Source organism: Kitasatospora sp. NPDC043949, from assembly GCF_056435365.1.
In genome coordinates this window covers 255,610-280,121 of sequence record NZ_JBWKEQ010000003.1, presented here as the reverse complement: position 1 = coordinate 280,121, position 24,512 = coordinate 255,610, and the positions used below count along the sequence as shown (strand labels likewise).

Sequence of the window (24,512 nt, the reverse complement as noted above, 5' to 3'; positions counted from 1 at the left end):
GCCGACGCCCGGTGAGGCGGCATGGGACGTGGTTGGTTCCGCCCCCACCCCCCCCCCCCCCCCCCCCCCCCCCCCCCCCCCCCCCCCCCCCCCCCCCCCCCACTCCCCCTGATGGGCGCGGTCGCCGAAGCACGGCCCGACGAAGCTGACGCGCCGCTCGTCGACCCGGTCCGCGTTGGGCTGCAGGGCGCGCGGGATCAGGGCGACGGCCCGCACCGGGCGGCCCTTGAAGGCGTCCACGTCGCGTTCCACCGCCCCGGCCTCGGCCAGCCAGTCGGCGAACCGCCGGTGGTGCTCGGCGCCGCCGGGCCCGTTGCGGATCGCCTCGTACACCTCCGCCATGTCCTGCTCGAAGCCCTCCCAGCCGACGTAGGTGGGCGACAGCTGCACCACCGGCACGCCCAGCCGCTCGCCGAGCGCCCGCCCGGCGAAGCCCGCGATGTCGTGGAGCACCAGGTCGGGGCGGTCGTCCGCGAAGGCCTCCAGCAGGACGGGGTGCATCGCGAGGGCGTCGTCCAGGAACACCTCCTGGATCGCCACCGGGTCCTCCGGCCACCCGCTCGGGTCGTCGGCGAGCGGCAGCCGCGTCGGGTACGGGACGAGGCGGGCACCGGTGGACTCGACGGCCTCGGCGAAGGAGGCGTCGTTGACGTAGCTGACCCGGTGGCCCCGGGCGACCAGTTCGGCGATCACGGCGAGGCTGGGGTTGACGTGCCCGTGGGCCGGGACCGAGACCATCAGGATGTGGGCGGGGTGGGCGGAGCGGGTCATGGGGCCTCCAGGGTTCAGAACAAGACGAGACGGTCCGTCTCGCTGGCGCCCCTCCAGCATGATCCCGGATCCGACGCCGCGTCAAGACGATACGTACCGTCTCGCCACTTCGCTTAGAATTTCCGCCATGGCCCACAGAACCGCCCCCGATCCCGCCCGCCGCAGCGAACGCTCCCGCGCCGCCGTCCTCGCCGCCGCCTCCGAACTCGTCGCCGAGGTCGGCTTCGGCAAGCTCACCATCGAGGCGATCGCCGCCCGGGCCGGCGTCGGCAAGCAGACCATCTACCGCTGGTGGCCGTCCAAGGGCGCCGTCGTCTTCGACGCCTTCCTCGCCACCAACGAGCACGAGGGCGGCCTCGACCTCCCCGACACCGGCGACCTCGCCGCCGACCTGCGAACCGTCCTGCGCCCCACCACCGCCGAGCTCACCGACCCCGCCCTCGACCGCAGCTACCGCGCCATCACCGCCGAGATGCTCAACGACCCGGCCCTGTACGCCGAGTACCGCACCCGCCTGCTGAACCCACTCCTCGACGTCACCCGCGCCCGCCTGCACAGCGCCCGCGAGGCCGGCCAGCTCGCCCCCGACGCGGACCTCGACCTCGCCCTCGAACTCCTCTACGGCCCGCTCCACTACCGCTGGCTCTACCGGCTCGGCCCGCTCGACCCCGCCTACGCCGACCGCCTGGTCGAGGCGGTCCTGCGCGCCCTCGGGCCGGCCTGACCGCGCCGACCAGCCTCCCCCGGCCTCACACCACCGGGGGCGAGGCCGCGCCCGCCAGGGCGACGGCCACCAGGGCGCGCATGGCGAAGGCGGCCTGGCCCAGCGGCAGGGTGGCGTCGTCGGCGAAGAGTTCGACGAGCCAGCCGCCGGCCGGGTTCTGGCCGCCGGCGGCGACCATGCCGCGGTAGCCGGAGACGACCAGCATGGCCTCCTCGGCCGGGTCGTTGCCGGCCGCGCCGGCGCGCAGGGCGAAGGCGCCGCCGCGGACGGCGCGGCGGGTCATCGGGTAGTGGCGCAGGTCGAAGACGGCGTCCGGGGCCTCGATCTGGGCCCGCTGGGTCTCGGCGCGGGTGCTGCTGGGGCCGCTGGTCATCCGGTAGACGGCGTGCTGGGCGGTGCGCATGAGGTGGGAGCCGGGCGGGACGTAGGAGACCCACCAGCCGACGGCGTCGAGCAGCCGGGCGGAGGCCTCGGCGACGACGACGAGCTTGCCGAGGGTGTCGGCGGGGTGGACGGCGCGGGCGGCGGCGGCCTGGTCGAGGGCCGCGAGGACGGCGGTGAGCAGCTGGCCCGGGTCGGCGCTGTGCGCGGCGCCCCGGAAGCGCCGCCGGTCGCCCGCCCCGGCCCGGCCCGGGCGGGCGCGTCCGTCGGCCCGGTGGTGCGGGTCGGCGGCGTCGGCGAGCAGCACGGTGGGGTCGGGCGAGAAGCCGGGGCCGTGGCTGCGCCCGGCGACGACGGGGTGGGCGGCCCGGGCGGCCTTGGCCCGGTACTGGGCGGCGTCGGCGAGCCGGAAGAGCCGGTCGGGGGTGGTGACCGGGCCGATGGAGTCGCCGGTGGAGGCGACGCCGCAGGCGACGCCCTCGCCTTCGGACAGGGCCAGGGCCCTGGCGCAGAGCTCCTCGGCGACGGCGACGACCTCGTCGGCCTTCTGCCCCTCGGCGAGCAGGCAGAACTCGTCGCCGCCGAGGCGGGCGGCGAGGCTGCCGGGGAGTTTGGCCGCGGCGACCGAGAGCTGGTGGGCGAACCGTTCGAGCAGCCGGTCGCCCATTTCGTGGCCGAGCTGGTCGTTGACCCGCTTGAGGCCGTTGACGTCGCAGACGACGAGCGAGACCACGGTGTTGTCCCGGTTGTGCGCCGTGAGGGCGCTCTCCAGCCGGGCGTCGACGGCGCGCCGGTTGGCGAGGCCGGTGAGCGGGTCGGAGAAGGCGAGTTTGCGCAGGTCGGCGAGGCGTTCGGTCTGGGCGAGGCCGGCCGAGATCTGGGCCGCGAGCAGGGTCGCGTAGTCGGCGTCGGCGGCGACGAACCCGGGCTTCCCGACGCTGCGGGCCAGGTACAGCTCGCCCCAGGCCTGCCCGTGCAGGACGATCGGGGCGACCACGCAGCAGGCGCGGCCTCGCCGACGCAGCGCCGCGGCGCGTTCCTGGCAGTACGCGCCGGCAGTGGGGTGGGCGTGTCCGGCGTGCGGTTCGGCGTTCTCGGCGGTCTGCAGCCAGGCCCGAGGGAGGCGCCCGGTGGTCCAGCGCTCCTCCAGATAGGTGACGATCTCGGGGAAGTCGGCGACGGGGTAGGACTCGTCCTCGGGCAGTTCCTCCTCGCCGGGCGCGAGCTCCCCGTGGTTGACCAGGACCCGGAGCCGGCCGGATTCGCGGTCCCAGACGGAGACGGCCGCCATGGTCGCCCCGAGTGCCTCGGTGGCGCGGGCGGCGGCGGCCCGGACGGCCTCCAGCGGGGTGAGCGCGCGGGCCATGTCCTGGGCCAGCTCGACCACGGACTGCAGCCGCAGGTCGGGCAGTTGGCCGGACAGCCGCGGGCCGCCGCAGTCGCAGCCGCGGTCCGTCATGATCGCCTCGCTGCTCACCGGCTCGCCTCGCTCCCTGTGCCCGGTCCTGCCGGACCCCCGACGGCGGCCGCACCCACCCGGCCGCTTTCACCAAGACTATGGCGGTTTCGTTCGGTTATGCCCCGTTTGCCGGGGCGGACCCGCAACCGACCGTACGGGTTTCAACCGTTCGGCACCCCAAGCATCGGGACCGGCCCGGGGCCACGTCCTGGAAAGGGCCGGGGAAGGCTGGAAAGGCCCGGGAAAAGCCGGGAAGGGCACAGGAGAAGACCGGAAGGGGCCCGGAAGAGAGCGGAAAGGCTCCAGGAGAGGCGCGAGAAGGGCCCGGGAGGGGCAGCGGCGGAGGCCTACTCCGGCTTCAGCCGCCGCGACAGCAGCCACGGCTCGACCAGCCCGAGCCCGCGCACCGGCCGGCGCCACATCGGCTGCAGGTGGAACCGGTGCCCGGCGTCCAGGCCCGGCACCGGCAGGCCCGAGGCGGGCATCCCGGCGGCGGCCGACAGCGCCTCGGCGAGGCCGGGGCCGTCCGCGTCCGGCGGGGCCACGCTGCCGTACTGCTCCAGCGCGGCGGCGAACTCGCCGTCGATCAGCACCGCGTCCTTGGGCGCGATCGAGGTGAGCCGGCTGGCCAGGTTCACGGTGGTGCCGAAGACGTCGCCCATCCGCGAGGTGACCGTGCCGAAGGCCATGCCGACCCGCAGCGCGGGGATGGTCTCGTCCTCGGCGAGGGCCTCGATCAGGCTGAGCGCGATCTCGGCGGCGGTGACCGGGTCCTCGGAGACGTAGAGGATCTCGTCGCCGAGGGTCTTGATGACCCGGCCGCCCTGCCCGGCGATCAGGTCCGAACAGGTGTTCTCGAAGGTCTCGACGAGTTCGCCGAGCTCCTCCTCCTCCAGCCGCCGCGACAGCCGGGTGAAGCCGACCAGGTCGGCGAAGCCCACCGCGAGGCGGCCGCTGGTGATCTCGTTGTCCTCGGCGGCCTGGACCACCCGGCCGGTGACGGCGGCGAGCTGGCGGCGCCAGACGTACACCAGGAACTGCTCCAGCTCCGGCAGCAGCAGCTCGACCAGCGGGTAGGCGACGTCGGCGCGGGTCAGGCCGGGCTCGACGGCCTGGGTGAGGTTCTCCAGGAAGGTGTCCATCTGCCAGCCGGCCAGCCGGGCGGTGGTCTGGCCGGTGGAGCGGGCCACCTGGATCGCCATCGACTCGCTGAGCAGGCCGGACTCGACCAGGCCGGCGAGCCGGCGCAGGGCGATCACGTCGCCGTCGGTGAGGGCCCGGGACTGGCCGATGTCGGGGAAGCCCATGGCCCGCCAGAAGCGGGTCGCCAGCTCCATCGGGACGTCGGCGGCCCGCGCGGCCTGGTACGGGGTGTAGCGGCGTGGCGCGTCCAGGATCAGGCGTTCCAGTTCGAGCGCGACCGTGGGGTCGTGGGTCCCCGATGTCGCGCCGCTGCTGCCGTCCTCTGCCACCGGTCCGTCCCCGTGCGGTCGCCGCACTCGCCTCGTGTCCTGCCTGTCCGGGCGCGCCCGCCACCCGGCGGGCAGTGGCGCGCCTCACACCGCTGCCAGGTGGAATGTTCGCACGGAATCGCGCGATCCGGGGCATCAGCCCGGGTCAAGGAGAGGTGAAGAGTGCCGTTCAGCGGGGCTCGGGGCGCACGTGGACGACGTCCCCCGCGCCGACCGCCCGGCGTGCGCCGTCGGGGGTGCGGACCACCAGGCGGCCGTCGCCGTCGATCGCCACCGCCTCGCCGACCAGCTCCCGGTCGCCCGGCAGGTGCACCTTCACCTGGCGGCCGAGCGTGGTGCAGCGGTCCGCGTAGGCGCGGAGCAGCTCGCTGGTGTGCGGGTCGCCGGCGGCGGCCGTCCAGGTGCGGTACAACCCGGCGAACTCGCGCAGCAGGGCGCGCAGCAGGGTGGACCGGTCGGTGACCTCGGCGCCGGCCAGCGCGAGCGAGGCGGCGGTGGGGACGGGCAGTTCGGGCTCGCGCAGCGAGACGTTGATGCCGAGGCCCGCGACCACGGCGCCACCGCTCAGCTCGGTGAGGATGCCGCCGAGCTTGCGCTCGGCGCCGTCGATCTCCACCTGGAGGTCGTTGGGCCACTTCAGCCCGACCTCGACCCCGGCGACCCGGCTCAGCGTGCTGGCGGTGGCCACCCCGACCAGGATCGGCAGCCAGCCGTAGCGTTCGACCGGCACCTCCTCGGGGCGCAGCAGGACGGACAGGAACAGCCCGGAGCGGGCCGGGGCGCTCCACTGGCGCTCCAGCCGGCCGCGCCCGGCGTTCTGCACCTCGGCGACCAGCACCGCGCCCTGCGGGGCGCCGGCCCGGGCGCGGGCGGCGAGGTCGTTGTTGGTGGAGCCGGTCTCGGCGACGACGTCCACCGAGGTCCAGAGCCCGTCCGGGACCAGCAGGTCGCGGCGCAGCGCCGCCTCGTCCAGCGGCGGGCGGTCCAGGTCGGTCCACGGCGACGGTCCGGCGTGGCCGAAACCGCGCAGTCCACTGCGGCGGGGGGAGTCGGGTGCGGTCATGGTCCAGAACACTAGGGGGTGTGCGGACGCCGGGGGCGTAGGCCGCCCCATCGTCCCGCAGAACGCGCGTTGACACACTGTGTCGATGGCCATAACGCCAGGACGTGACGTCCGGGCCCGCGCGCTGGCTACGCTACCCAACGGTAGTTCGCAGCGCCGCCCTGCCCTCATGCGCGGGCCCCCACTCCGGCCCGCGCGCACTCGAACAGGTCGCGGCCCATGGATCAGGGAGAGCCACCGGATGACCGAGGCGCCGTACGACCCCCACACCACCGCCGGCAAGCTCGCCGACCTGCGGCGCAGGCTCGACGAGGCGGTGCACTCCGGCTCCGCCGCGGCCGTGGAGAAGCAGCACGCCAAGGGCAAGCTGACGGCCCGCGAGCGGGTCGCGGAGCTGCTGGACGAGGACTCCTTCGTCGAGTTCGACGAGTTCGCCCGGCACCGCTCGACGAACTTCGGGCAGGAGCGGAACCGCCCGTACGGCGACGGCGTGGTGACCGGCTACGGCACCGTGGACGGCCGCCAGGTCGCCGTCTTCGCCCAGGACTTCACCGTGTTCGGCGGCTCCCTGGGCGAGGTGTTCGGCGAGAAGATCGTCAAGGTGATGGACTTCGCGCTGAAGACCGGCTGCCCGGTCATCGGCATCAACGACTCCGGCGGCGCCCGGATCCAGGAGGGCGTGGTCTCGCTCGGCCTGTACGGCGAGATCTTCCGCCGCAACGTGCACGCCTCGGGCGTGATCCCGCAGATCTCGCTGATCATGGGCCCCTGCGCGGGCGGCGCGGTGTACTCCCCCGCGATCACCGACTTCGTGGTGATGGCCGACCGGACCTCGCACATGTTCATCACCGGCCCGGACGTGATCAAGACCGTGACCGGCGAGGACGTCGGCATGGAGGAACTGGGCGGCGCCCGCACCCACAACAGCAAGTCCGGCAACGCGCACTACCTGGCCACCGACGAGAAGGAGGCCGTCGAGTACGTCAAGAGCCTGCTCTCGTACCTGCCCTCCAACAACCTGTCGGACCCGCCGTCCTACCCCGAGCAGGCGGACCTCACCGTCACCGACGAGGACCTCGAACTCGACGCCATCGTGCCGGACTCGGCGAACCAGCCGTACGACATGCGCAAGGTGATCGAGCACATCGTCGACGACGGCGAGTTCCTGGAGACCCAGCCGCTGTACGCGGGCAACATCATCACCGGCTTCGGCCGGGTCGAGGGCCAGTCCGTCGGCATCGTCGGCAACCAGCCGATGGACCTGGCCGGCTGCCTGGACATCAACGCCAGCGAGAAGGCCGCCCGTTTCATCCGGACCTGCGACTCCTTCAACATCCCGGTGCTGACCTTCGTCGACGTGCCCGGCTTCCTGCCCGGCACCGAGCAGGAGTGGGACGGCATCATCCGCCGCGGCGCCAAGCTGATCTACGCCTACGCCGAGGCGACCGTCCCGCTGATCACCGTGATCACCCGCAAGGCCTTCGGCGGCGCGTACGACGTCATGGGCTCCAAGCACCTGGGCGCCGACCTCAACCTGGCCTGGCCGACCGCGCAGATCGCGGTGATGGGCGCGCAGGGCGCGGTCAACATCCTGCACCGGCGGGAGATCGCCGAGGCCGGGGCGGCGGGCGGCGCCGAGCAGAAGCGGGCCGAGCTGATCGCCTCGTACGAGGACACCCTGCTGAACCCGTACCTGGCGGCCGAGCGCGGCTACGTGGACGCGGTGATCCCGCCGAGCGAGACCCGCCGGCACATCGTCCGGGGTCTGCGGGCGCTGCGCGGCAAGCGCGAGGTGCTGCCGCCGAAGAAGCACGGCAACATCCCCCTGTAGGCCCCCGTCGGGAGAGAATTGAGCCATGGCCCCGATCCACGTGCTGCACGGGCAGCCGACCCCCGAGGAGCTCGCCGCCGTCCTGGCGGTGGTCCAGGCCCGGGCCGCCGCCGCGCAGGCCGCCGCCGAGGCGGCACGCCTGGCCGGTGCCGGCCCGGCCGCCCCCTGGAACGACCGCTCCCGCCTGTTCCGCCCGGCCGTCCACCCGGGCGTCAACGCCTGGCGGACGTCCGGCTGGGCGAGCTGATCCGCCGGGTGGGGGGGGGGGGGGGGGGGGGGGCCCCCCCCCCCCCCCCCCCCCCCCCCCCCCCGCACCCGTTCGGGCCCGTCCGCCCGGATTGCCCGAAAGCTGAGTACGGATACTCAGGCGCCCGGGGCCGGGCGCGGCGCACCCTGGACGTGTGCTCTGGTCAGACCCCCGCGACGAGCCCTCCCCGGAGGCCCGCCGGATGATGGAGCGGCTGCACCGGGCCGGCCGGGTGCTCGCCGCCCTCGCGATGGTGGCCGCCGTCCTCCTCCTGCTGTGACCGCCGCTGATCCGACTGCGGTGGCCGTCGTTCACCCGAATGGCGGACACCGGCACCCCCTACCCTGAGGGGCATGACCGACCAGCGCATCCTCGTCCTCGCCTCCGCCTCCCCCGCCCGCCTCGGACTGCTGCGCCAAGCGGGCCTCGACCCGCGCGTGGTGGTCAGCGGCGTCGACGAGGACGCGATCAGCGCCGCCACCCCGGCCGAACTCGCCCTGGTGCTGGCCGAGGCGAAGGCGAAGGCGGTCGCCGCCGAACTGACCGGCGGCGAGCTGGTGATCGGCTGCGACTCCGTCCTGGAGCTGGACGGCCAGGCCCTCGGCAAGCCCGCCGACGCCACCGAGGCGCTCGCCCGCTGGCAGTCGATGCGCGGTCGCGCCGGGGTGCTGCGCACCGGCCACTGCGTGATCGACACCGCGACCGGCCGGCAGTCCTCGGCGACCGCGTCCACCACCGTCCGCTTCGGCACCCCGGACGACGCCGAGATCGCCGCCTACGTGGCCTCCGGCGAGCCCCTGCACGTCGCCGGGGCGTTCACCCTGGACGGGCGCTCGGCGCCGTTCATCGAGGGCATCGACGGCGACCCGGGCAACGTCATCGGCCTCTCGCTGCCGCTGCTGCGCGCCCTGCTCGCCGACCTGGACGTCCGGCTGGTCGACCTCTGGGCCTGACGGCCGGGCCCACGGGAGCGCGGCGCCCCGCCGCCCGTTCCACCGTCCTTTGAGCCGCCCGCGCGAGAGTGTGTCCGATGCCACCGGGGCACCGGACAACGCCCGGTCACCCGCTGTGGATCCGGCCGGTTCGACCGCACCGGCCGCGACCTGCGGCGTCACCGGACGGGCGGCCGACGGGCCCCGGAAATTCATCACCGTCCGTGTGGGATAGTTCACAACCTGGGGCTACTCGCCGGTACCGCCCAGGAATCCATAAACTCGACCAGGTTCAAGAAGGGAGCCACAGTGCGCAAGGTGCTCATCGCCAACCGCGGGGAAATCGCCGTCCGCGTCGCCCGGGCCTGCTCGGACGCCGGTATCGCCAGCGTCGCCGTCTACGCCGAGCCGGACCGGGATGCGCTGCACGTCCGCGCGGCCGACGAGGCTTACGCGCTGGGTGGAGACACCCCCGGCACCAGTTACCTGGACATCGCCAAGGTCCTGAAGGCCGCGGCGGACTCCGGGGCCGACGCCATCCACCCCGGCTACGGGTTCCTGTCGGAGAACGCCGACTTCGCCCAGGCCGTCCTCGACGCGGGCCTGACCTGGATCGGCCCGCCCCCGCAGGCCATCCGCGACCTCGGTGACAAGGTCACGGCCCGGCACGTGGCGCAGCGCGCCGGCGCGCCGCTGGTCGCCGGCACCCCGGACCCGGTCTCGGGTGCCGACGAGGTGGTCGTGTTCGCCCGGGAGCACGGCCTTCCGGTCGCCATCAAGGCGGCCTTCGGCGGCGGCGGCCGCGGCCTCAAGGTCGCCCGCACGCTGGAGGAGATCCCGGAGCTGTACGAGTCCGCGGTGCGCGAGGCCGTCGCCGCCTTCGGCCGCGGCGAGTGCTTCGTCGAGCGCTACCTGGACAACCCGCGGCACGTGGAGACCCAGTGCCTCGCGGACAAGCACGGCAACGTGGTGGTCGTCTCCACCCGTGACTGCTCGCTCCAGCGCCGGCACCAGAAGCTGGTCGAGGAGGCGCCCGCGCCGTTCCTGACCGCCGAGCAGAACGCCGAGCTGTACCGGGCGTCCAAGGCCATCCTGAAGGAGGCCGGCTACGAGGGCGCCGGGACCTGCGAGTTCCTGGTGGCGCTGGACGGCACGATCTCCTTCCTGGAGGTCAACACCCGGCTGCAGGTCGAGCACCCGGTCACCGAGGAGGTCACCGGACTCGACCTGGTCCGCGAGATGTTCCGGATCGCCGACGGCGAGGAACTGGGCTACGGCGACCCCGAGGTGCGCGGCCACTCGTTCGAGTTCCGCATCAACGGCGAGGACCCGGGTCGGGGCTTCCTGCCCGCGCCCGGCACCGTGACGCTGTTCGCGCCGCCGTCCGGCCCGGGTGTCCGGCTGGACTCCGGCGTGGAGACCGGCTCGGTCATCGGTCCGGCCTGGGACTCCCTGCTGGCCAAGCTGATCGTCTCCGGCCGGGACCGCAAGCAGGCCCTGGAGCGGGCCCGCCGCGCGCTGAACGAGTTCAAGGTGGAGGGCATGGCCACCGCCATCCCGTTCCACCAGGCGGTCGTCACCGACCCGGCGTTCGCGCCCGAGGTGCACGGCGGCGAGGGCCCGTTCACGATCTACACCCGCTGGATCGAGACCGAGTTCGACAACACCATCCCGCCGTTCGCGGGCGCGGCCGGCGACGGCGAGGAGGCCGAGGGCCGCGAGACCGTCGTGGTCGAGGTCGGCGGCAAGCGGATCGAGGTCTCGCTGCCGTCCTCGCTGGGCGTCTCGGCGGCCCCGGCGGCCGGTGCCGCGGGTGCCGCGAAGGCCAAGCGCCGGGTGGGCGCCAAGAAGGCCGGTTCGGCCGTCAGCGGTGACACCCTGGCCTCGCCGATGCAGGGCACCATCGTCAAGGTCGCCGTCGAGGAGGGCCAGGTCGTCGCCGAGGGCGAGCTGATCGTGGTCCTGGAGGCGATGAAGATGGAGCAGCCGCTGAACGCGCACAAGGCGGGCACCGTCGTCGGCCTCAAGGCCGAGGTGGGCGCGAGCGTCAGCAGCGGCGCCGCGCTGTGCGAGATCAAGGACTGACACGCTCCCTGGAGCACCGGCCGGCCCGTACCCCCTCGGGGGGTGCGGGCCGGCCGCGTTCGCGCGGCTGTACGGGCCCTCAGCGCCCGCGCGGGAGGCCCAGCTCGGCCAGCCGGGTCGGCATGCCGCCCGGCCCGGCCGGACCGCCGTGCGCGCCCGGCCGGCGCTGGCCGGGCAGCGGGGCGCCGCCGGGGGGCGGGGCGGGGCGGCGTGCCAGCGGGCCGGGCTGGGTCTGGTGGACGGGCCCGCTGCCGGTGCCGTGCACCGGGGCGTCCCCGGTGGGGGCGGCGCCGAGCGGCGCCAGGTCGATCTGCACCCCGCAGTCGGCGATCGCGTCGAGTTCCCGGGCGGTGCCGTCGTCGGCGGTCGCCTGCTCGTCCGTGACCAGCCGGGTGATGTTCTCGGTGGGCACGGTCTGGAACATGGAGTCCGCGCCGAGCTTGGTGTGGTCGGCGAGGACGATGACCTCGTTGGCCGACTGCACCAGCGCCCGGTCCACGCTCGCGGACAGCATGTTGGCGGTGGACAGGCCCCGCTCCGCGGTCAGCCCGCTGCCGGAGATGAAGGCCTTGGAGACCCTCAGCCCGTGCAGGGACTGCTCGGCACCGCTGCCGACCAGCGCGTAGTTGGAACCCCGCAGGGTGCCGCCGGTCATCACCACCTCCACCCGGTTGGCGTGCGCCAGCGCCTGGGCGACCAGCAGCGAGTTGGTGACCACGGTGAGGCCGGGCACCCTGGCCAGCCTGCGGGCCAGCTCCTGGGTGGTGGTGCCGGCGCCGACCACCACCGCGTCCCCCTCCTCCACCAGGCCGGCGGCGAGGTCCGCGATGGCGCTCTTCTCCGCCGCGGAGAGGTGGGTCTTCTGCGGGTAGCCGGGTTCGCGGCTGAAGCCGCCGGGGAGCACCGCGCCGCCGTGCCGGCGGTCGAGGAGCCCTTCTGCCTCCAGGGCCCGTACGTCGCGGCGCACGGTCACTTCGGAGGTCTGGACGACGCGGGCCAACTCCCGGAGCGAGACCGCTCCGTTGGCGCGCACCATTTCGAGGATCAACTGGCGACGTTCTGCTGCAAACACAGAACCGACGGTAACGTGCGTGACCGTCTGCTTTCAGGCGTTTGCAGCTAGTAGCTGGAATTGCTCACGCAAGAGCGGCGCGTGACCGTACAATACGCGCCGTCAGCAGCCCGGGACCGCGCCCGCCGTCCGGGTGACGATCACTCCTGCGCGAAGGGCGGCCGCCGATCGGCAGCCGCCCTCAACTGTGCGCCGGAGGTTCAGGATTCGCCCTCGACCCGCTTGCGGATGTGCAGCTGCCGGGCGGCCTCGGCGGTCGAGCCGGAGACCGACGGGTAGACGGTGAAGGCGCTGGCCACCTGTTCGACGGTCAGATTGGCGTCCACCGCGAGCGCGATCGGGTGGATGAGCTCGCTGGCCCGCGGGGCGACGACCACGCCGCCCACCACGATGCCGGTGCCCGGGCGGCAGAACAGCTTCACGAAGCCGTCCCGGATGCCCTGCATCTTCGCCCGCGGGTTGCCGCGCAGCGGCAGCTTGACCACGACCGCGTCCATCTTGCCGCACTCCACATCGGCCGCGGTGTAGCCGACGGTGGCGATCTCCGGGTCGGTGAAGACGTTGGAGGCGACGGTCTTCAGGTTCAGCGGCTGCACCGCGTCGCCGAGCGCGTGGTACATCGCGATCCGGCCCTGCATGGCCGCCACCGAGGCGAGCATGAAGACGCCGGTGCAGTCGCCGGCCGCGTAGACGCCCGGGGCGCTGGTGCGGGAGACCCGGTCGACCTGGATCTGGCCCCAGTCGTTGAGCTTGACCCCGGCCTCCTCCAGGCCCATCTCCGCGGTGTTGGGGATCGAGCCGACCGCCATCAGGCAGTGCGTGCCCTCGATCACCTTGCCGTCGGCGAGGGCCACCTCGACCCGGTCGCCGATCCGCTTGACGCTCTCGGCGCGCGAGCGGCCCATCACGTTCATGCCGCGGCGGCGGAAGACGTCCTCCAGCACCTCGGCGGCGTCCGGGTCCTCGCCCGGCAGCACCCGGTCACGGCTGGAGACCAGGGTGACCTTGGAGCCGAGCGCCTGGTAGGCACCCGCGAACTCCGCGCCGGTCACACCGGAGCCGACCACGATCAGCTCGCGGGGCAGCTCCTCCAGGTCGTACACCTGGGTCCAGGTGAGGATCCGCTCGCCGTCCGGCTGGGCGTCCGGCAGCTCGCGGGGGTGGGCGCCGGTGGCGATCAGCACCGCGTCGGCGCGCAGCGACTGGACGGTGCCGTCCGGCGCGTCCACCAGCACCTCGCGGGAGCCGTCCACCGCCTGCCCGCCGCCGCCGAGCCGGCCGCGGCCGCGCAGCACGGTGACCCCGGCCCGGGTGACCGACTGGGTGATGTCGTGGGACTGCGCGATCGCCAGTCGCTTCACACGGCGGTTGACCTTGCCCAGGTCCACGCCGATGACCTTGGCCGCGTCCGCGGCCTCGTCCTGCGCGACGGTGATGCCCAGCTCCTCGTACGAGCTGTCGAAGGTGGTCATCACCTCCGCGGTCGCGATCAGGGTCTTCGACGGCACGCAGTCGGTGAGCACCGCCGATCCGCCCAGACCGTCGCGGTCGACGACGGTCACCTCCGCGCCGAGCTGCGCGGCCACCAGCGCAGCCTCGTAGCCGCCGGGTCCGCCACCGATGATCACGATCCGAGTCACGTGCACCATTGTCCCGCACGCCGGGAGCGCCGCCACGCCGGGGTCCGGGCTTCTGTGCGATCGCCCAGTCGCCACGGACCGTCCACCGGCCGGGCTAGTCTTCCCCTCATGCCCCTTTACGCCGCGTATGCCACCAACCTCGATGCACGGCAGATGACCCGCCGCGCCCCGCACTCACCACTGCGCGGCACCGGGTGGCTGGACGGCTGGCGGCTCACCTTCGGCGGTGAACAGCTCGGCTGGGAGGGCTCGTTGGCCACCGTCGTCGAGGACGGCAAGGACCGGGTCTTCGTCTCGTTGTACGACGTCGCGCCGATGGACGAGGAGGGCCTGGACCGCTGGGAGGGCGTCCAGCTCGGCATCTACCGCAAGATCAAACTGCGCGCGCAGACCCTGGACGGCGACACCCCGGTCTGGACGTACGTGCTCAACGACTACGAGGGCGGCCTGCCCGCGGCCCGCTACCTCGGCCTGGTCGCCGACGCCGCGGAGAGCGCCGGCGCCCCGCACGACTACGTGATGGACCTGCGCCGCCGCCCCTGCTAGCCCCTGGCCCCACTAGCTCCGGCCCGCAGCCCAGCCGCGGACCGTCTGCGCCAGCACCCCGGCCACCTCCGCACGGCGGGCCGGCTCGGTGCGCAGCCCGTTGCCCAGCTCGACGTGCAGCCACGGCACGCCGAGCCCGGCCGCGAACCGGCCCTCGACGTTGGTGGTGCCCCCGAGCTGCCCGCACTTCTCCCGCCAGGCCCGACAGGCCGCGTACCCGGCCCTGCCCAGCCCGGTGGCGGTCAGCTCGGCGGCCGGGCCCGGCTGGCCGGCGCCGCTGGAGACCACCGCGTCCTGCCCGGGCAGGCTGCCCTCGTCGAAGCCGTGCACCTGGATGCCGGGCAGGCCGCGCCCGGTGAGCGCCTCGACCACCGCCGCGAAGACCGTGTCGGCGCGGTGCGCGACGTCCGAGGCGCCGTCCGCCCCGGCCCGGCGGTGCGCCCCGGCGAGCACCAGCACCCCGCCCGGCTCGGCCCGGAAGAGGTCCACCCCGAGCGCCTCGGTACGGGCGTCCGAGACCGGGTGGGGCACCTGCACGGACCAGCCCGCCCGGGCCGAGAGGTCCAGGTAGACCCGGCCCCAGCCGCGGCTCCCGGCGTCCGTGCCGTCGGCGTCCGCGCCGTCGGCGATCTCCGCCACCCGGCGGCCGGTCGCCGCCTCGGTGAACTCGGTGAGCCGGTAGCCGACCCGCGCCAGTGAGCGCCCGGCCTGCTCGGCCTGCCCGTCCAGCGCGCCGAGCACACCGTCGGCGATCGCCCGGCGCTGCCCGGCGTCCGGCGCGGTGTACGGGCCGCCCGGGGTGAACCCGGCGGTGTACCCGTCGACCAGGGCCGCCAGGTCCACCGGGGCGGGCCCGGTCGGTCCGCTCCGGCCCGCCGCGGCGCCCGCCGCCGACGGCCGCCCGTCGGAGCCGCGCACGGCCAGCGTCAGCACCGCCGCGAGCGCCGCCAGCACCAGCAGCACCGCCGCCGACAGCAGCAACGGGCGTCGCGAACCCCGAGTCTCCATGGCCGTCGAACCTACCGTGCCGCCCGCCGAGGACCGCCGGGGGCCACCTGGGGCCGCGCACCACGCCCGGTCCACGGAAAGAGATCCCGAAGCGGCATCCGATCGACACCGGAACGTGACAACTTTTCGAAATCTCCTTCGTACGCTGTTCCGGCTTGACCGACTCTTGATCAGCGCTTGACCGACGAGAAGGCCGGCGGACCTCCCGGGGACAGGTGCGCCGAGCCCCGAGAAGAACGAGGCCCCGTGAGCACGGCACCCAACCCGCCGCGACAGCACCGCTATCGCCGCCGGGCCGACATGCCGCTGCTGGGAGGCATCCGCCCGCCCATCGCGCTGCTGCTGGTGCTGCTGCTCGCCGTCGCCGCCATCACCGCGCTCGCCGTCGGCGGGCTGCGCGTCGACGACACCCCGCAGGCCGTCCGGGAGTCCCACCAGTACGCCGCCGAGGACACCGCGGCCTCGCTGCGCGCCGGGCTGCACGAGAGCGCCACCGACCTGCGCCGGGCCGCCGCCCGCTACGACGCCGCGCCCGCCGAGCCGACCGCGGTGCTGTCCGCACTCGGCCAGGCGTACCACAAGTGGCGCGGCACGGTGGTGGTCCGCCCCGACACCGGCCGGCTGCTCGCCGCCCGCGGCGAGACCGTGCCGCTGGCCGGCCTCGACCTCAGCCGGGTCACCGACACCGCGCCCGCGCCCGTCCTGGTGCCCTCCGCCGCCGGCACCCGGCTGCTCACCTTCGCCCTGGTCGCCACCAAGGCCGACGGCCGCGCCCTGCTGGTCGCCTCCGACAACCTGCGGCTGCCCGGCATCGCGACCCGCAAGGAACAGACCATCCAGGTCCTCGACGCCGCCGGCGCCGTCCTGGACAGCACCGGCGCCGAACTCGGCGCCGAGGCCGACCGCGCCGTGGTCACCGGTGCCCGGGAGCGCGCCGCCCGCGAACGCCCGGCGCCCGGCGGGACGGCCGCCGGCAGCCTGTCCGGCAGCCCGGACGCCAAGGGCGTGCGCCGGGTCGCCGGCTACGCCGCCGTCGGCACCGCGGGCGGGCACGACCCGGCCGCCCCGCTCGGCCTGACCGTGGTCTCCACCAGCACCGTCGACGGCAAGCCCGGCAGCCTGCGCCACCCCGCGCTCGGCCTGGCCGCCGCCGGCGCGCTGCTCGCCCTGGCCCTGCTGCTCGCGTGGTACCTCAGCCGCAGCCTCCAGCGGCCGCTGCTGCGGCTGTTCCTGGAGTCCCGCCGGCTCACCCGCGGCGAACGGCTCGACCTGCCGGTCCGCGGCCCGAAACGGGGGGAGGCCGGCCGGATCGCCCGCGCCCTGGAGGAGCTGCGGCTGCAACTCCTCGACCCGGCCCGCCCGCCGGCCCCCGCCGCGCCGAAGCGCCGCCCCGGCACCGCGCTGCCGCTGGCGCTGTGCGCCGTCCTGGTGCTCGGCTGGTCCGGCCCGCTGCTGTTCCTGGGCGGCAACGACCCGACCGTACGGGTCCCCACCCAGGTGGTGGCGGGCCAGCGCGACCGCACCGACACCGCCGCCGACCGGATCCGCCAGGCGCTCAACGAGGGTTACGCGGACCTGCGTTCGCTCGCCCCCGAACTCGCCGGCGCCTCCGTCGGCAAGGCCGACGCCCTGCTGCGCGCCACCCTCGCCGAGCACGACCGCTACCGCGCGCTGTACGTCCTCGGCGCGAACGGCGAGGTCCTCGCGCACGCCGGCGACACCCCGCACCGCACCGGCCCGCAGGCCCTCGGCGCGAGCGGCGTGCTGCTGCTCAACAGTTCCGGCCGGGAACCCAGGATCGCCGCCCGCGCGGCCCTCACCGCCGCCCCCGCCGACGCGGAGGCGGAGGGCGCCGCCGAGCCGCCGGGGCCCGTGCTGATCGGCGAGTTCAAGACGGACTTCCTCAGCGGGCTGCTGGTCCGCCCCGGCCTCGGCCGGGTCTGGCTGGTCGACGAACGGCAGCGGGTACTCGCCGCCAACGAGGGCTACAGCTCCTTCGGCGAGCTGCCCGAGGGCCGTGCCAGGGCCCTGCTGGCCCAGGCGAAGAAGTCGGCCGCCGCCGAGGTGCTGCGCGGCGGCGGCGACCCGGCGCTGTTCGCCGCCGCCCCGCTCGGCGGCAACGGCAGCGTGGCCAAGCTGGGCTGGTCGGTGGTCACCGCCCACCCGGTGGCGTGGCTGCACCTGGACGAGAACCGGGCCGACCGGCGGACCGTACTGGCCGGCATGCTCGGCCTGGCCGCGGCCGCGCTCTGCCTCGGCTGGCTGTTCATCGCGGTCGGCCTGCCGCTGCGCCGGCTCGCGGCGAGCGCCGAGGCGCTGGCCGCCGGGGACCGCCGGACGGTCCTCTACCCCGTCCACCACGACGAGGTCGGCGCCGTCGCCCGGAGCCTGGAGCTGATCCGCCAGGAACTCGTCCGTCAGGAGCCGGCCCGCCCCCGCCGCACCGCCGCCCCCGAGTCCGTCCCCGTGCCCGCGCACGCCCGCTGAGCCCCGCCCGAAGGACCTCCCGTGCTCTTCCTCTACGTCGTGCTGCTGGTGTGCTGCGCCGTGCTGCTGGTGGCCGGCATCGTCGAGCAGCGCCGGCACTTCGCCGCGCTGGAACAGATCCCGACCCGGGTGCTGGTCAACGGCATCCGCGGCAAGAGCTCGATCACCCGGCTCTGCGCGGGCGCGCTGCGCGGCGGCGGGCTGGTGACGGTCGCCAAGACCACCGGCACGGCGGCCCGGTTCATCCACCCGGACGCCACCGAGGAGCCGGTCTACCGCAAGTTCGGCATCGCCAACGTGGTCGAGCAGATCGGCATCGTCCGCCGCGCCGCCACCTACCGGCCGGACGCCCTGGTGATCGAGTGCATGGCCGTCATGCCGGCGCTCCAGGAGGTCAACCAGACCAAGCTGATCCGCTCCACCATCGGCGTGCTGTGCAACGTCCGCGAGGACCACCTCGCCGAGATGGGCCCGACCCTGGACGACGTCGCCCGCTCGCTGTCCCGCTCGATGCCGGTCGGTGGGGTGTGCGTCACCGCCGAGCGGGAGCGCGCGCACATCCTGCGCGCGGAGGCGGCCCGGCGCGACTGCGAGCTGATCGTGGTGGACCCGGAGTCGGTCACCGACGAGGAGCTGCGCGGGTTCAGCTGGTTCACCTTCAAGGAGAACGTGGCGATCGCCCTGGCCGTCGCCGAACTCCTCGGCGTGGAGCGGCGGACCGCGCTACGGGGCATGTGGGCGGCCCCGCCGGACCCGGGCGTGCTGTCGGTCGAGCGCTACCGCACCGAGGACGGCAAGCGGCTGCGCTTCGCCAATGTCTTCGCCGCCAACGACCCCGAGTCCACGCTGATGAACGTCCGCCAGCTGGAGGGCCTGGGCGCGATCCACCGCCCGCTCAACGTGGTGATCAACTGCCGCCCGGACCGGGTGGAGCGCAACGGCCAGATGGGCCAGATCGTGCCCGACCTCGACCCGGACGCCGTGTTCCTGATCGGCCACCCCACCAGGAGCGCCCGGGACGGCATCCCGGCCGGGTGGTCCGGCCGGGTGGTCGACCTCGGCGGCGACAAGCGCGACCCGGCCCGGCTCACCGCCGAACTGCTGGCCGAACTCGGGCCGGACTCCTCGCTGGTGGCCGTCGGCAACATCCACGGCCAGGGCGAACTGTTCCTGGAGGAGCTGGCCCGGCTCGCCCCCGACGAGGCCCCGGACGCGCCCGACGCCCCCGAACTCCCGTACCACGAGCCCGAACCGCTCTACCCCGAGCCGGTGTACGACTCCGCGTACCGGCCCGTCCACCGCCCCGAACCGCTCCCCGACTCCTGGTTCGAGCCCCACCACCACACCCCCCACCACGGAGACCAGCAGTGATCCCCACCGAGCTCACCCCCGAGATCGCCGCCATCGGCATCGCGCTCGGCCTGGTCTTCTCGCTCGTCTGCTACCTGACCACCAACCTCTCCCCCGGCGGCATGATCACCCCCGGCTGGCTGGCCCTCACCCTGGTCGAGGACCTCCAGCGGGTGGCCATCGTGATCGGCGTGACGGTGCTGACCTACCTCGCCACCCGGGTGGTCCAGAAGCTGGTGATCCTGTACGGCAAGCGGCTGCTCGCCGCCGTGGTGCTGATCGGCGTGCTGCTGCAGGCCACCGTGATGCTGGTCCTCCAGCGCGAACTGCCCACCCTGTACGCCAACCAGACGCTCGGGTTCATCGTCCCCGGCCTGATCGCCTACCAGCTGGTCCGCCAGCCCCGGGCGGCCACCCTGATGGCCACCAGCACGGTGACGCTCGCCAACTACGTGGTGCTCACCGCCGGCGTCCTGCTCGGCGCCCTGCCCGGCACCTGATCCCCCGTTCAGGAACCCTCGCCCGGAATCCCGCAGGAACCCCCAGGAAGACCCCGATGCCCGTCACCCGCAAGTCCCTGCTCAGCGGCGGCCTCGCCGTGGCCCTGCTGGCCGCCAGCGGCTACCTCACCGTCCAGCTGCGCGACCGCGACCACGACCGGCCGTCGGACCCGGGCGGCGGCGCACCGCTGATCACCACCACCGCCGTGCCCGGCCCCGCCCAGGGCACCGCCGCCGAGTACCGCTACGAGCGGCTGGGCGGACCCGACCGCACGGTGGTCCGGGACGCCCGCGGCGGCGTGGTCGCCACCCTGACCGACAGCGCCCGCACCGCCGTCCTGGCCGGCCCGAGCCGCACCTTCGCCGAGCCGGGCACCACCACGGCCACCGTGGTGACCGACACCTGGGTCCGGCTGATGCCGCAGCCGTGGCGACCGGGCGCCGAGCAGGAGGGCTGGTTCCGCGCCTGGTTCCAGCAGTCGCTCGGCTCCACCGCGGACGACGTGCTGGCGGTGGCCACCCAGTACCTGGCCGGCGCGGCGCCGGAGAAGGACGCCAAGGGCGTGCGGTTCAAGGGCGATGCCTCCTTCGGCCCGCTCAACCCGAACGGTTCGGTGGGCAACGACCTGCGGCTGGAGCAGACCGACTTCCTCGACTACCTCGGCGTTCCGTACACGTTCGCCGACAAGGTGGCCAAGCAGCCGGACAGGACGCGGTACGGCGCCTTCGACTGCTCCGGGTACGTCCGGATGGTCTACGGCTACCGCTCCGGTTACCCGCTGCTCTCCAAGGACGTGGCCGGCCCCGGCCTGCCGCGCAGCGCCAACGGCCTGGCCAGGGTCGGCCCGGGCGTCCCGGTGCTGCCGCTGACCACCGCGCCGGGCTCCGACACCACCCTGCGACCGGCCTCGATCGACCCGCTCCAGCCCGGCGACCTGGTGTTCTTCGAGATCGACGCCCGCACCGGCGCCCGGCTCGACCACACCGGCATCTACCTGGGCCTGGACACCGACGGCCACCCCCGGTACATCTCCAGCCGGGAGGAGGCGGACGGCCCGACCTTCGGCGACAAGGGCGGCACCGCGCGACTGGACGACAACGGCCTGTACGCGAAGGGGCTGCGCAGCGCGAAGCGGCTCTGAACCCGGGCCCGGCTCCCGGCCCGCACCGCCCGCGGGCCGACTGCGGTTCGACCTCGCACCGGCCTCGCACCGGCCTCGCACCGATTTGTACGTACCGACGAGCGGCGTCACCCGAAAGACGCCACCGAGCTGTGCTTTCGGGTCAACCGGGTAACGATCCGGCATGCCGCGCCGGATTTTCTACGCGCGTAGTCGAAACCCGTCTATCCTCGGAGCCGTGAACGCATCTCCTCAGTCGGTCGTCTCCGCCGACCCCTACGCCGCCGCCCAGGCCGCCGCCGAGCGCCTGCGCGAGCTGACCGGTGCCGAGCGGCACGACGTCGCCCTGGTGATGGGCTCCGGCTGGGTGCCGGCCGCCGACGCCCTGGGCGAGACCGTGGCCGAGTTCCCGGTCACCGAGCTCCCGGGCTTCCCCGCCCCCGCCGTCGCCGGCCACGCCGGCACGATCCGCTCGGTGAAGATCGGCGACAAGCGCGCCCTGATCTTCCTCGGCCGCAACCACTACTACGAGGGCCACGGCGTGGCCACCGTCGTCCACGGCGTGCGCACCGCCGCCGCGGCCGGCTGCGGCATCATCGTGCTGACCAACGGCTGCGGCGGTCTGCGCGAGGGCTGGGTCCCCGGCCAGCCGGTCCTGATCAGCGACCACATCAACCTGACCGCGGACTCCCCGATCGTCGGCGCCAACTTCGTCGACCTCACCGACCTGTACTCCAAGCGCCTGCGCGCGCTCTGCCGCGAGGTGGACCCGAGCCTGGACGAGGCCGTCTACGTCCAGTTCCGCGGCCCGCACTACGAGACCCCGGCCGAGGTCAACATGGCCCGGGTGATCGGCGGCGAGCTGGTCGGCATGTCCACCACCCTGGAGGCCATCGCCGCCCGCGAGGCCGGCTCCGAGGTGCTCGGCATCTCGCTGGTCACCAACCTGGCCGCCGGCATCACCGGCGAGCCGCTCAACCACGCCGAGGTGCTGGAGGCCGGCAAGGCCTCCGCCGAGCGCATGGGCGAGCTGCTCGCGAAGGTCCTTGAGCGGATCTGACAGGCCTAGGCGCACAATCATGAGCGACGGGGCCCTCGGGCGGCCGTGATCCGTTGATCACGCCCCGCGGGCCCCGTCCGCATGTGCACCCCCCTTCTTTGCGGAACCCTCCGGCCGACCAACCGACGCACTTCCCGATGGAGCAGGCAGCCATGACGCAGGCAACCACCACCGACCTCCTCGCCCGGGCCCGAACCTGGCTGGCCGAGGACCCCGACTCGCAGACCCGCGAGGAGCTGACGGCCCTGCTCGCCCGGGCCGAGGACCCGGCGGCCGAGACGGACGGCAAGCTCGCCTGGTCGGACCTCGCCGAGCGCTTCGCCGACCGGCTCCAGTTCGGCACCGCCGGCCTGCGCGGCGAACTGGGCGCGGGCCCGATGCGGATGAACCGCGCCGTGGTGATCCGGGCCGCCGCCGGCCTGGTCGCCTACGTCAAGCAGCAGAACCTGGGCGACCTGGTCGTGATCGGCTACGACGCCCGCCACAAGTCCTACGACTTCGCCCGGGACACCGCCGCCGTGGTGGTCGGCGCCGGCCTGCGCGCCGCGCTGCTGCCGCGCCCGCTGCCGACCCCGGTGCTCGCCTTCGCCGTCCGCCACCTGGGCGCGGCCGCCGGCGTCACCGTGACCGCCAGCCACAACCCGCCGCAGGACAACGGCTACAAGGTCTACCTGGGCGACGGCTCGCAGATCGTCCCGCCGGCCGACGCCGGGATCGCCGCCGAGATCGACGCCATCAGCTCGCTCCACGACGTCCCGCGCGCCGAGGACGGCTGGGAGGTGCTCGGCGAGGACGTCATCGAGGCCTACCTGGCCCGGGCCGTCTCGATCGTCGACGAGCACAGCCCGCGCAACCTCGACGTCGTCTACACCCCGATGCACGGCGTCGGCCGCGACACCCTGGTCGCCGCCTTCCGCCGGGCCGGCTTCCCGGCGCCCACCGTCGTCGCCGAGCAGGCCGAGCCCGACCCGGACTTCCCGACCGTGGCCTTCCCCAATCCGGAGGAGCCGGGGGCGATGGACCTCGCCTTCCGCACCGCCGCCTCGGTCGGCCCCGACATCGTGATCGCCAACGACCCGGACGCCGACCGCTGCGCGGTGGCCGTCCCGGCCCTCGCCAACGCGGCCGGCAGCGGCAACGGCACCTCCGGCTGGCGGATGCTGCGCGGCGACGAGGTCGGCGCGCTGCTCGGCGCGGCCCTGGTCGCCAAGAAGGCCGAGGGCGTCTTCGCCACCACCATCGTCTCCGCCACCCTGCTGGGCCGGATCGCCGAGGCCGCCGGCCTGGGCTACGCCGAGACGCTGACCGGCTTCAAGTGGCTCTCCCGCGCCGAGGGCCTGCGCTACGGCTACGAGGAGGCGCTCGGCTACTGCGTCGACCCGCAGGGCGTCCGGGACAAGGACGGCATCACCGCCGCCCTACTGGTCGCCGAACTGGCCGCCACCCTCAAGACCTCCGGCCGCACCCTGACCGACCTGCTGGACGACCTGGCGCTGGAGCACGGCCTGCACGCCACCGACCAGCTGTCCGTCCGCGTGCAGGACCTCTCGCTGATCGCCGACGCCATGCGCCGGCTGCGCGAGCAGCCGCCGACCGTCCTGGCCGGCCTCCGGGTCACCCGCGCGGACGACCTGTCGGCCGGCTCCGCCGAGCTGCCGCCCACCGACGGCCTGCGCTACTACCTGGCCGGCGAGGCCGTCCGCTCGGCCCGCATCGTGGTCCGCCCGTCCGGCACCGAGCCCAAGCTCAAGTGCTACCTGGAGGTCGTCCTCCCGGTCGCCACCGCCGCCGACCTCGCCGCCACCCGCGAGCGGGCCGCCGAACTGCTCGAAGCCGTCAAGCGCGACCTGGCCGAGGCCGCGGGCATCGCCGTCTGACGCCCGCCCGTACGAGAAGGGGCCCGCCGGTCGCGTACCGGCGGGCCCCTCGCGTGCTTCGGCTCAGACCGCGATCACCGTGATCAGCGCGGCCAGGCCGGCCAGCGTCGGCGCGATCACCCACCAGCACCACGCCACCTCGACCGGGCCGGCCGCGTCGGGGCGGCGGGCGTTGCGCTCGGCCATCTCCTGGAGCACGTTGGTCACCTGGTCGGACCAGGCGCGGGTCGGGTCGGGCGAGCCCTGCACCACCGGGTTGGCCTGGCGGCCGAACACCATCCCCATCCGGGAGGCGTGCTCGGCGCCGCCGCGCTGCTGGGCCCGGGTCGCCCGCTTGCGCTGCCGCAGTGACACCGGCACCGCCCACACCTGGTACTTCTTGCCCCCGGCCAGCAGCTCGACCGAGTACCCCGCGCGCAGCGCGTCCACCGAGGCCCACGGCGCGGTGATGGTCCGCCACGGGTTGCGCACCAGCAGCCGGCTGCGGTCCGCCAGCACCGCCGGGCGCAGCGTGTAGGCGATCACCGGGAAGGCGAACACCGGTACCGCCGCGAGCGAGACGTACGGCGTCTTCCCCGTCCCGTTCAGCACCGCGTCGCCGATCAACCAGCCGGCGACGGCCAGCAGCAGCACTCCGGAGATCACACCGGGGACAGAGCGGTACACGCGGTCCGCGTACGCGGGATCCCCGTCGGGGGCGAAGGAACCCTGTCGGGGCTTGCCGTCGGAATCGGTCATGCCGTCGATTCTGCCCCATGCCCCCCACCGAGAGGTCTCGGTCCGGCATCGAATGCCGCCCCCGGACCACCCGGTCGCCGGTCGCCGCGCGGCCCGGCCGTACACGCCCCCTGCCGCCCCTCCGCCTTCTCCGAGGTCTCGGTCCGGC

20 protein-coding genes and 1 pseudogene are annotated in these 24,512 nt (G+C 74.4%); 13 read left to right on the top strand and 8 right to left on the bottom strand.

Annotated features, from left to right (window positions below):
• On the bottom strand, positions 1-771 hold a 771-nt coding region (locus AC07AL_RS04915), incomplete at its 3' end, for a glycosyltransferase (RefSeq protein WP_478316852.1).
• Between the two features lie 127 nt (positions 772-898).
• On the opposite strand from AC07AL_RS04915, the gene AC07AL_RS04910 reads away from it, so the two are divergent.
• Positions 899-1,495, top strand: coding sequence for a TetR/AcrR family transcriptional regulator (locus tag AC07AL_RS04910; RefSeq protein ID WP_363588073.1), 597 nt, complete (start codon positions 899-901; stop codon positions 1,493-1,495).
• Positions 1,496-2,102: 607 nt separating this feature from the next.
• Here the strand turns inward: AC07AL_RS04910 and AC07AL_RS04905 are convergent.
• The 3 genes and pseudogenes from AC07AL_RS04905 to AC07AL_RS04895 all read right to left on the bottom strand — a co-directional run.
• Positions 2,103-3,335, bottom strand: a pseudogene (locus tag AC07AL_RS04905) (GGDEF domain-containing protein); the annotation flags it as partial.
• A gap of 347 nt (positions 3,336-3,682) precedes the next feature.
• The gene (locus AC07AL_RS04900) at positions 3,683-4,807 is read right to left on the bottom strand and encodes an adenylate/guanylate cyclase domain-containing protein (RefSeq protein WP_363588075.1); all 1,125 of its coding nucleotides are present in this window, start codon (positions 4,805-4,807) and stop codon (positions 3,683-3,685) included.
• A gap of 169 nt (positions 4,808-4,976) precedes the next feature.
• The gene (locus AC07AL_RS04895; RefSeq protein WP_063351348.1) at positions 4,977-5,870 is read right to left on the bottom strand and encodes a biotin--[acetyl-CoA-carboxylase] ligase; all 894 of its coding nucleotides are present in this window, start codon (positions 5,868-5,870) and stop codon (positions 4,977-4,979) included.
• A 241-nt stretch (positions 5,871-6,111) separates the two neighbouring features.
• On the opposite strand from AC07AL_RS04895, the gene AC07AL_RS04890 reads away from it, so the two are divergent.
• The 5 genes from AC07AL_RS04890 (at position 6,112) to AC07AL_RS04870 (ending at position 10,965) form a co-directional block, all read left to right on the top strand.
• Positions 6,112-7,701: an acyl-CoA carboxylase subunit beta gene (locus AC07AL_RS04890; RefSeq protein WP_350877319.1), complete on the top strand. Its 1,590-nt coding sequence runs from the start codon at positions 6,112-6,114 to the stop codon at positions 7,699-7,701.
• Between the two features lie 25 nt (positions 7,702-7,726).
• Positions 7,727-7,948 (top strand): acyl-CoA carboxylase epsilon subunit, encoded by a 222-nt coding sequence (locus AC07AL_RS04885; RefSeq protein ID WP_363588079.1) that lies wholly within the window; start codon positions 7,727-7,729, stop codon positions 7,946-7,948.
• 154 nt (positions 7,949-8,102) lie between these two features.
• Positions 8,103-8,228 (top strand): morphogenic membrane protein MmpB, encoded by a 126-nt coding sequence (gene mmpB / locus AC07AL_RS04880; protein ID WP_279634918.1) that lies wholly within the window; start codon positions 8,103-8,105, stop codon positions 8,226-8,228.
• Between the two features lie 73 nt (positions 8,229-8,301).
• Positions 8,302-8,901, top strand: a complete 600-nt coding sequence (locus tag AC07AL_RS04875; RefSeq protein ID WP_400330463.1) for a nucleoside triphosphate pyrophosphatase — start codon at positions 8,302-8,304, stop codon at positions 8,899-8,901.
• 288 nt (positions 8,902-9,189) lie between these two features.
• On the top strand, positions 9,190-10,965 hold the full coding sequence (locus AC07AL_RS04870; RefSeq protein WP_363580282.1) for an acetyl/propionyl/methylcrotonyl-CoA carboxylase subunit alpha: 1,776 nt from the start codon (positions 9,190-9,192) through the stop codon (positions 10,963-10,965).
• Between the two features lie 79 nt (positions 10,966-11,044).
• Here the strand turns inward: AC07AL_RS04870 and AC07AL_RS04865 are convergent, their stop codons facing one another.
• Both AC07AL_RS04865 and AC07AL_RS04860 read right to left on the bottom strand, forming a co-directional pair.
• On the bottom strand, positions 11,045-12,001 hold the full coding sequence (locus tag AC07AL_RS04865; protein WP_400811353.1) for a DeoR/GlpR family DNA-binding transcription regulator: 957 nt from the start codon (positions 11,999-12,001) through the stop codon (positions 11,045-11,047).
• 236 nt (positions 12,002-12,237) lie between these two features.
• The gene (locus AC07AL_RS04860; protein WP_350877308.1) at positions 12,238-13,686 is read right to left on the bottom strand and encodes an NAD(P)H-quinone dehydrogenase; all 1,449 of its coding nucleotides are present in this window, start codon (positions 13,684-13,686) and stop codon (positions 12,238-12,240) included.
• Positions 13,687-13,785: 99 nt separating this feature from the next.
• Between AC07AL_RS04860 and AC07AL_RS04855 the strand changes: the two genes are divergently transcribed.
• Positions 13,786-14,223, top strand: a complete 438-nt coding sequence (locus AC07AL_RS04855) for a gamma-glutamylcyclotransferase family protein (RefSeq protein WP_363580278.1) — start codon at positions 13,786-13,788, stop codon at positions 14,221-14,223.
• Between the two features lie 12 nt (positions 14,224-14,235).
• On the opposite strand, the gene AC07AL_RS04850 is transcribed toward AC07AL_RS04855, so the two are convergent.
• On the bottom strand, positions 14,236-15,231 hold the full coding sequence (locus AC07AL_RS04850) for a hypothetical protein (RefSeq protein WP_363580276.1): 996 nt from the start codon (positions 15,229-15,231) through the stop codon (positions 14,236-14,238).
• A 246-nt stretch (positions 15,232-15,477) separates the two neighbouring features.
• Here AC07AL_RS04850 and AC07AL_RS04845 point away from each other — a divergent pair, with 246 nt between their 5' ends.
• The 6 genes from AC07AL_RS04845 (at position 15,478) to AC07AL_RS04820 (ending at position 23,626) form a co-directional block, all read left to right on the top strand.
• Positions 15,478-17,718 (top strand): cache domain-containing protein, encoded by a 2,241-nt coding sequence (locus AC07AL_RS04845; RefSeq protein ID WP_363630740.1) that lies wholly within the window; start codon positions 15,478-15,480, stop codon positions 17,716-17,718.
• Between the two features lie 21 nt (positions 17,719-17,739).
• Positions 17,740-19,089, top strand: coding sequence for a poly-gamma-glutamate synthase PgsB (pgsB, locus tag AC07AL_RS04840; RefSeq protein ID WP_363630738.1), 1,350 nt, complete (start codon positions 17,740-17,742; stop codon positions 19,087-19,089).
• Entirely contained in the window at positions 19,086-19,568 is a 483-nt protein-coding gene (locus tag AC07AL_RS04835; protein ID WP_478316846.1) for a poly-gamma-glutamate biosynthesis protein PgsC/CapC, read from the top strand. Before pgsB ends, AC07AL_RS04835 begins: the two co-directional genes overlap by 4 nt.
• 56 nt (positions 19,569-19,624) lie before the next feature.
• Positions 19,625-20,710 carry an NlpC/P60 family protein gene (locus tag AC07AL_RS04830; RefSeq protein ID WP_363580270.1) on the top strand — a complete coding sequence of 362 codons (1,086 nt, stop codon included), beginning with the start codon at positions 19,625-19,627 and terminating at the stop codon, positions 20,708-20,710.
• Positions 20,711-20,927: 217 nt separating this feature from the next.
• The gene (locus tag AC07AL_RS04825) at positions 20,928-21,749 is read left to right on the top strand and encodes a purine-nucleoside phosphorylase (protein WP_350877297.1); all 822 of its coding nucleotides are present in this window, start codon (positions 20,928-20,930) and stop codon (positions 21,747-21,749) included.
• A 152-nt stretch (positions 21,750-21,901) separates the two neighbouring features.
• Positions 21,902-23,626, top strand: coding sequence for a phospho-sugar mutase (locus tag AC07AL_RS04820; protein ID WP_478316844.1), 1,725 nt, complete (start codon positions 21,902-21,904; stop codon positions 23,624-23,626).
• A gap of 63 nt (positions 23,627-23,689) precedes the next feature.
• Here AC07AL_RS04820 and AC07AL_RS04815 read toward each other — a convergent pair whose 3' ends face one another.
• Positions 23,690-24,364 carry a PH domain-containing protein gene (locus AC07AL_RS04815; RefSeq protein ID WP_478316842.1) on the bottom strand — a complete coding sequence of 225 codons (675 nt, stop codon included), beginning with the start codon at positions 24,362-24,364 and terminating at the stop codon, positions 23,690-23,692.
• Positions 24,365-24,512: the final 148 nt, after the last annotated feature.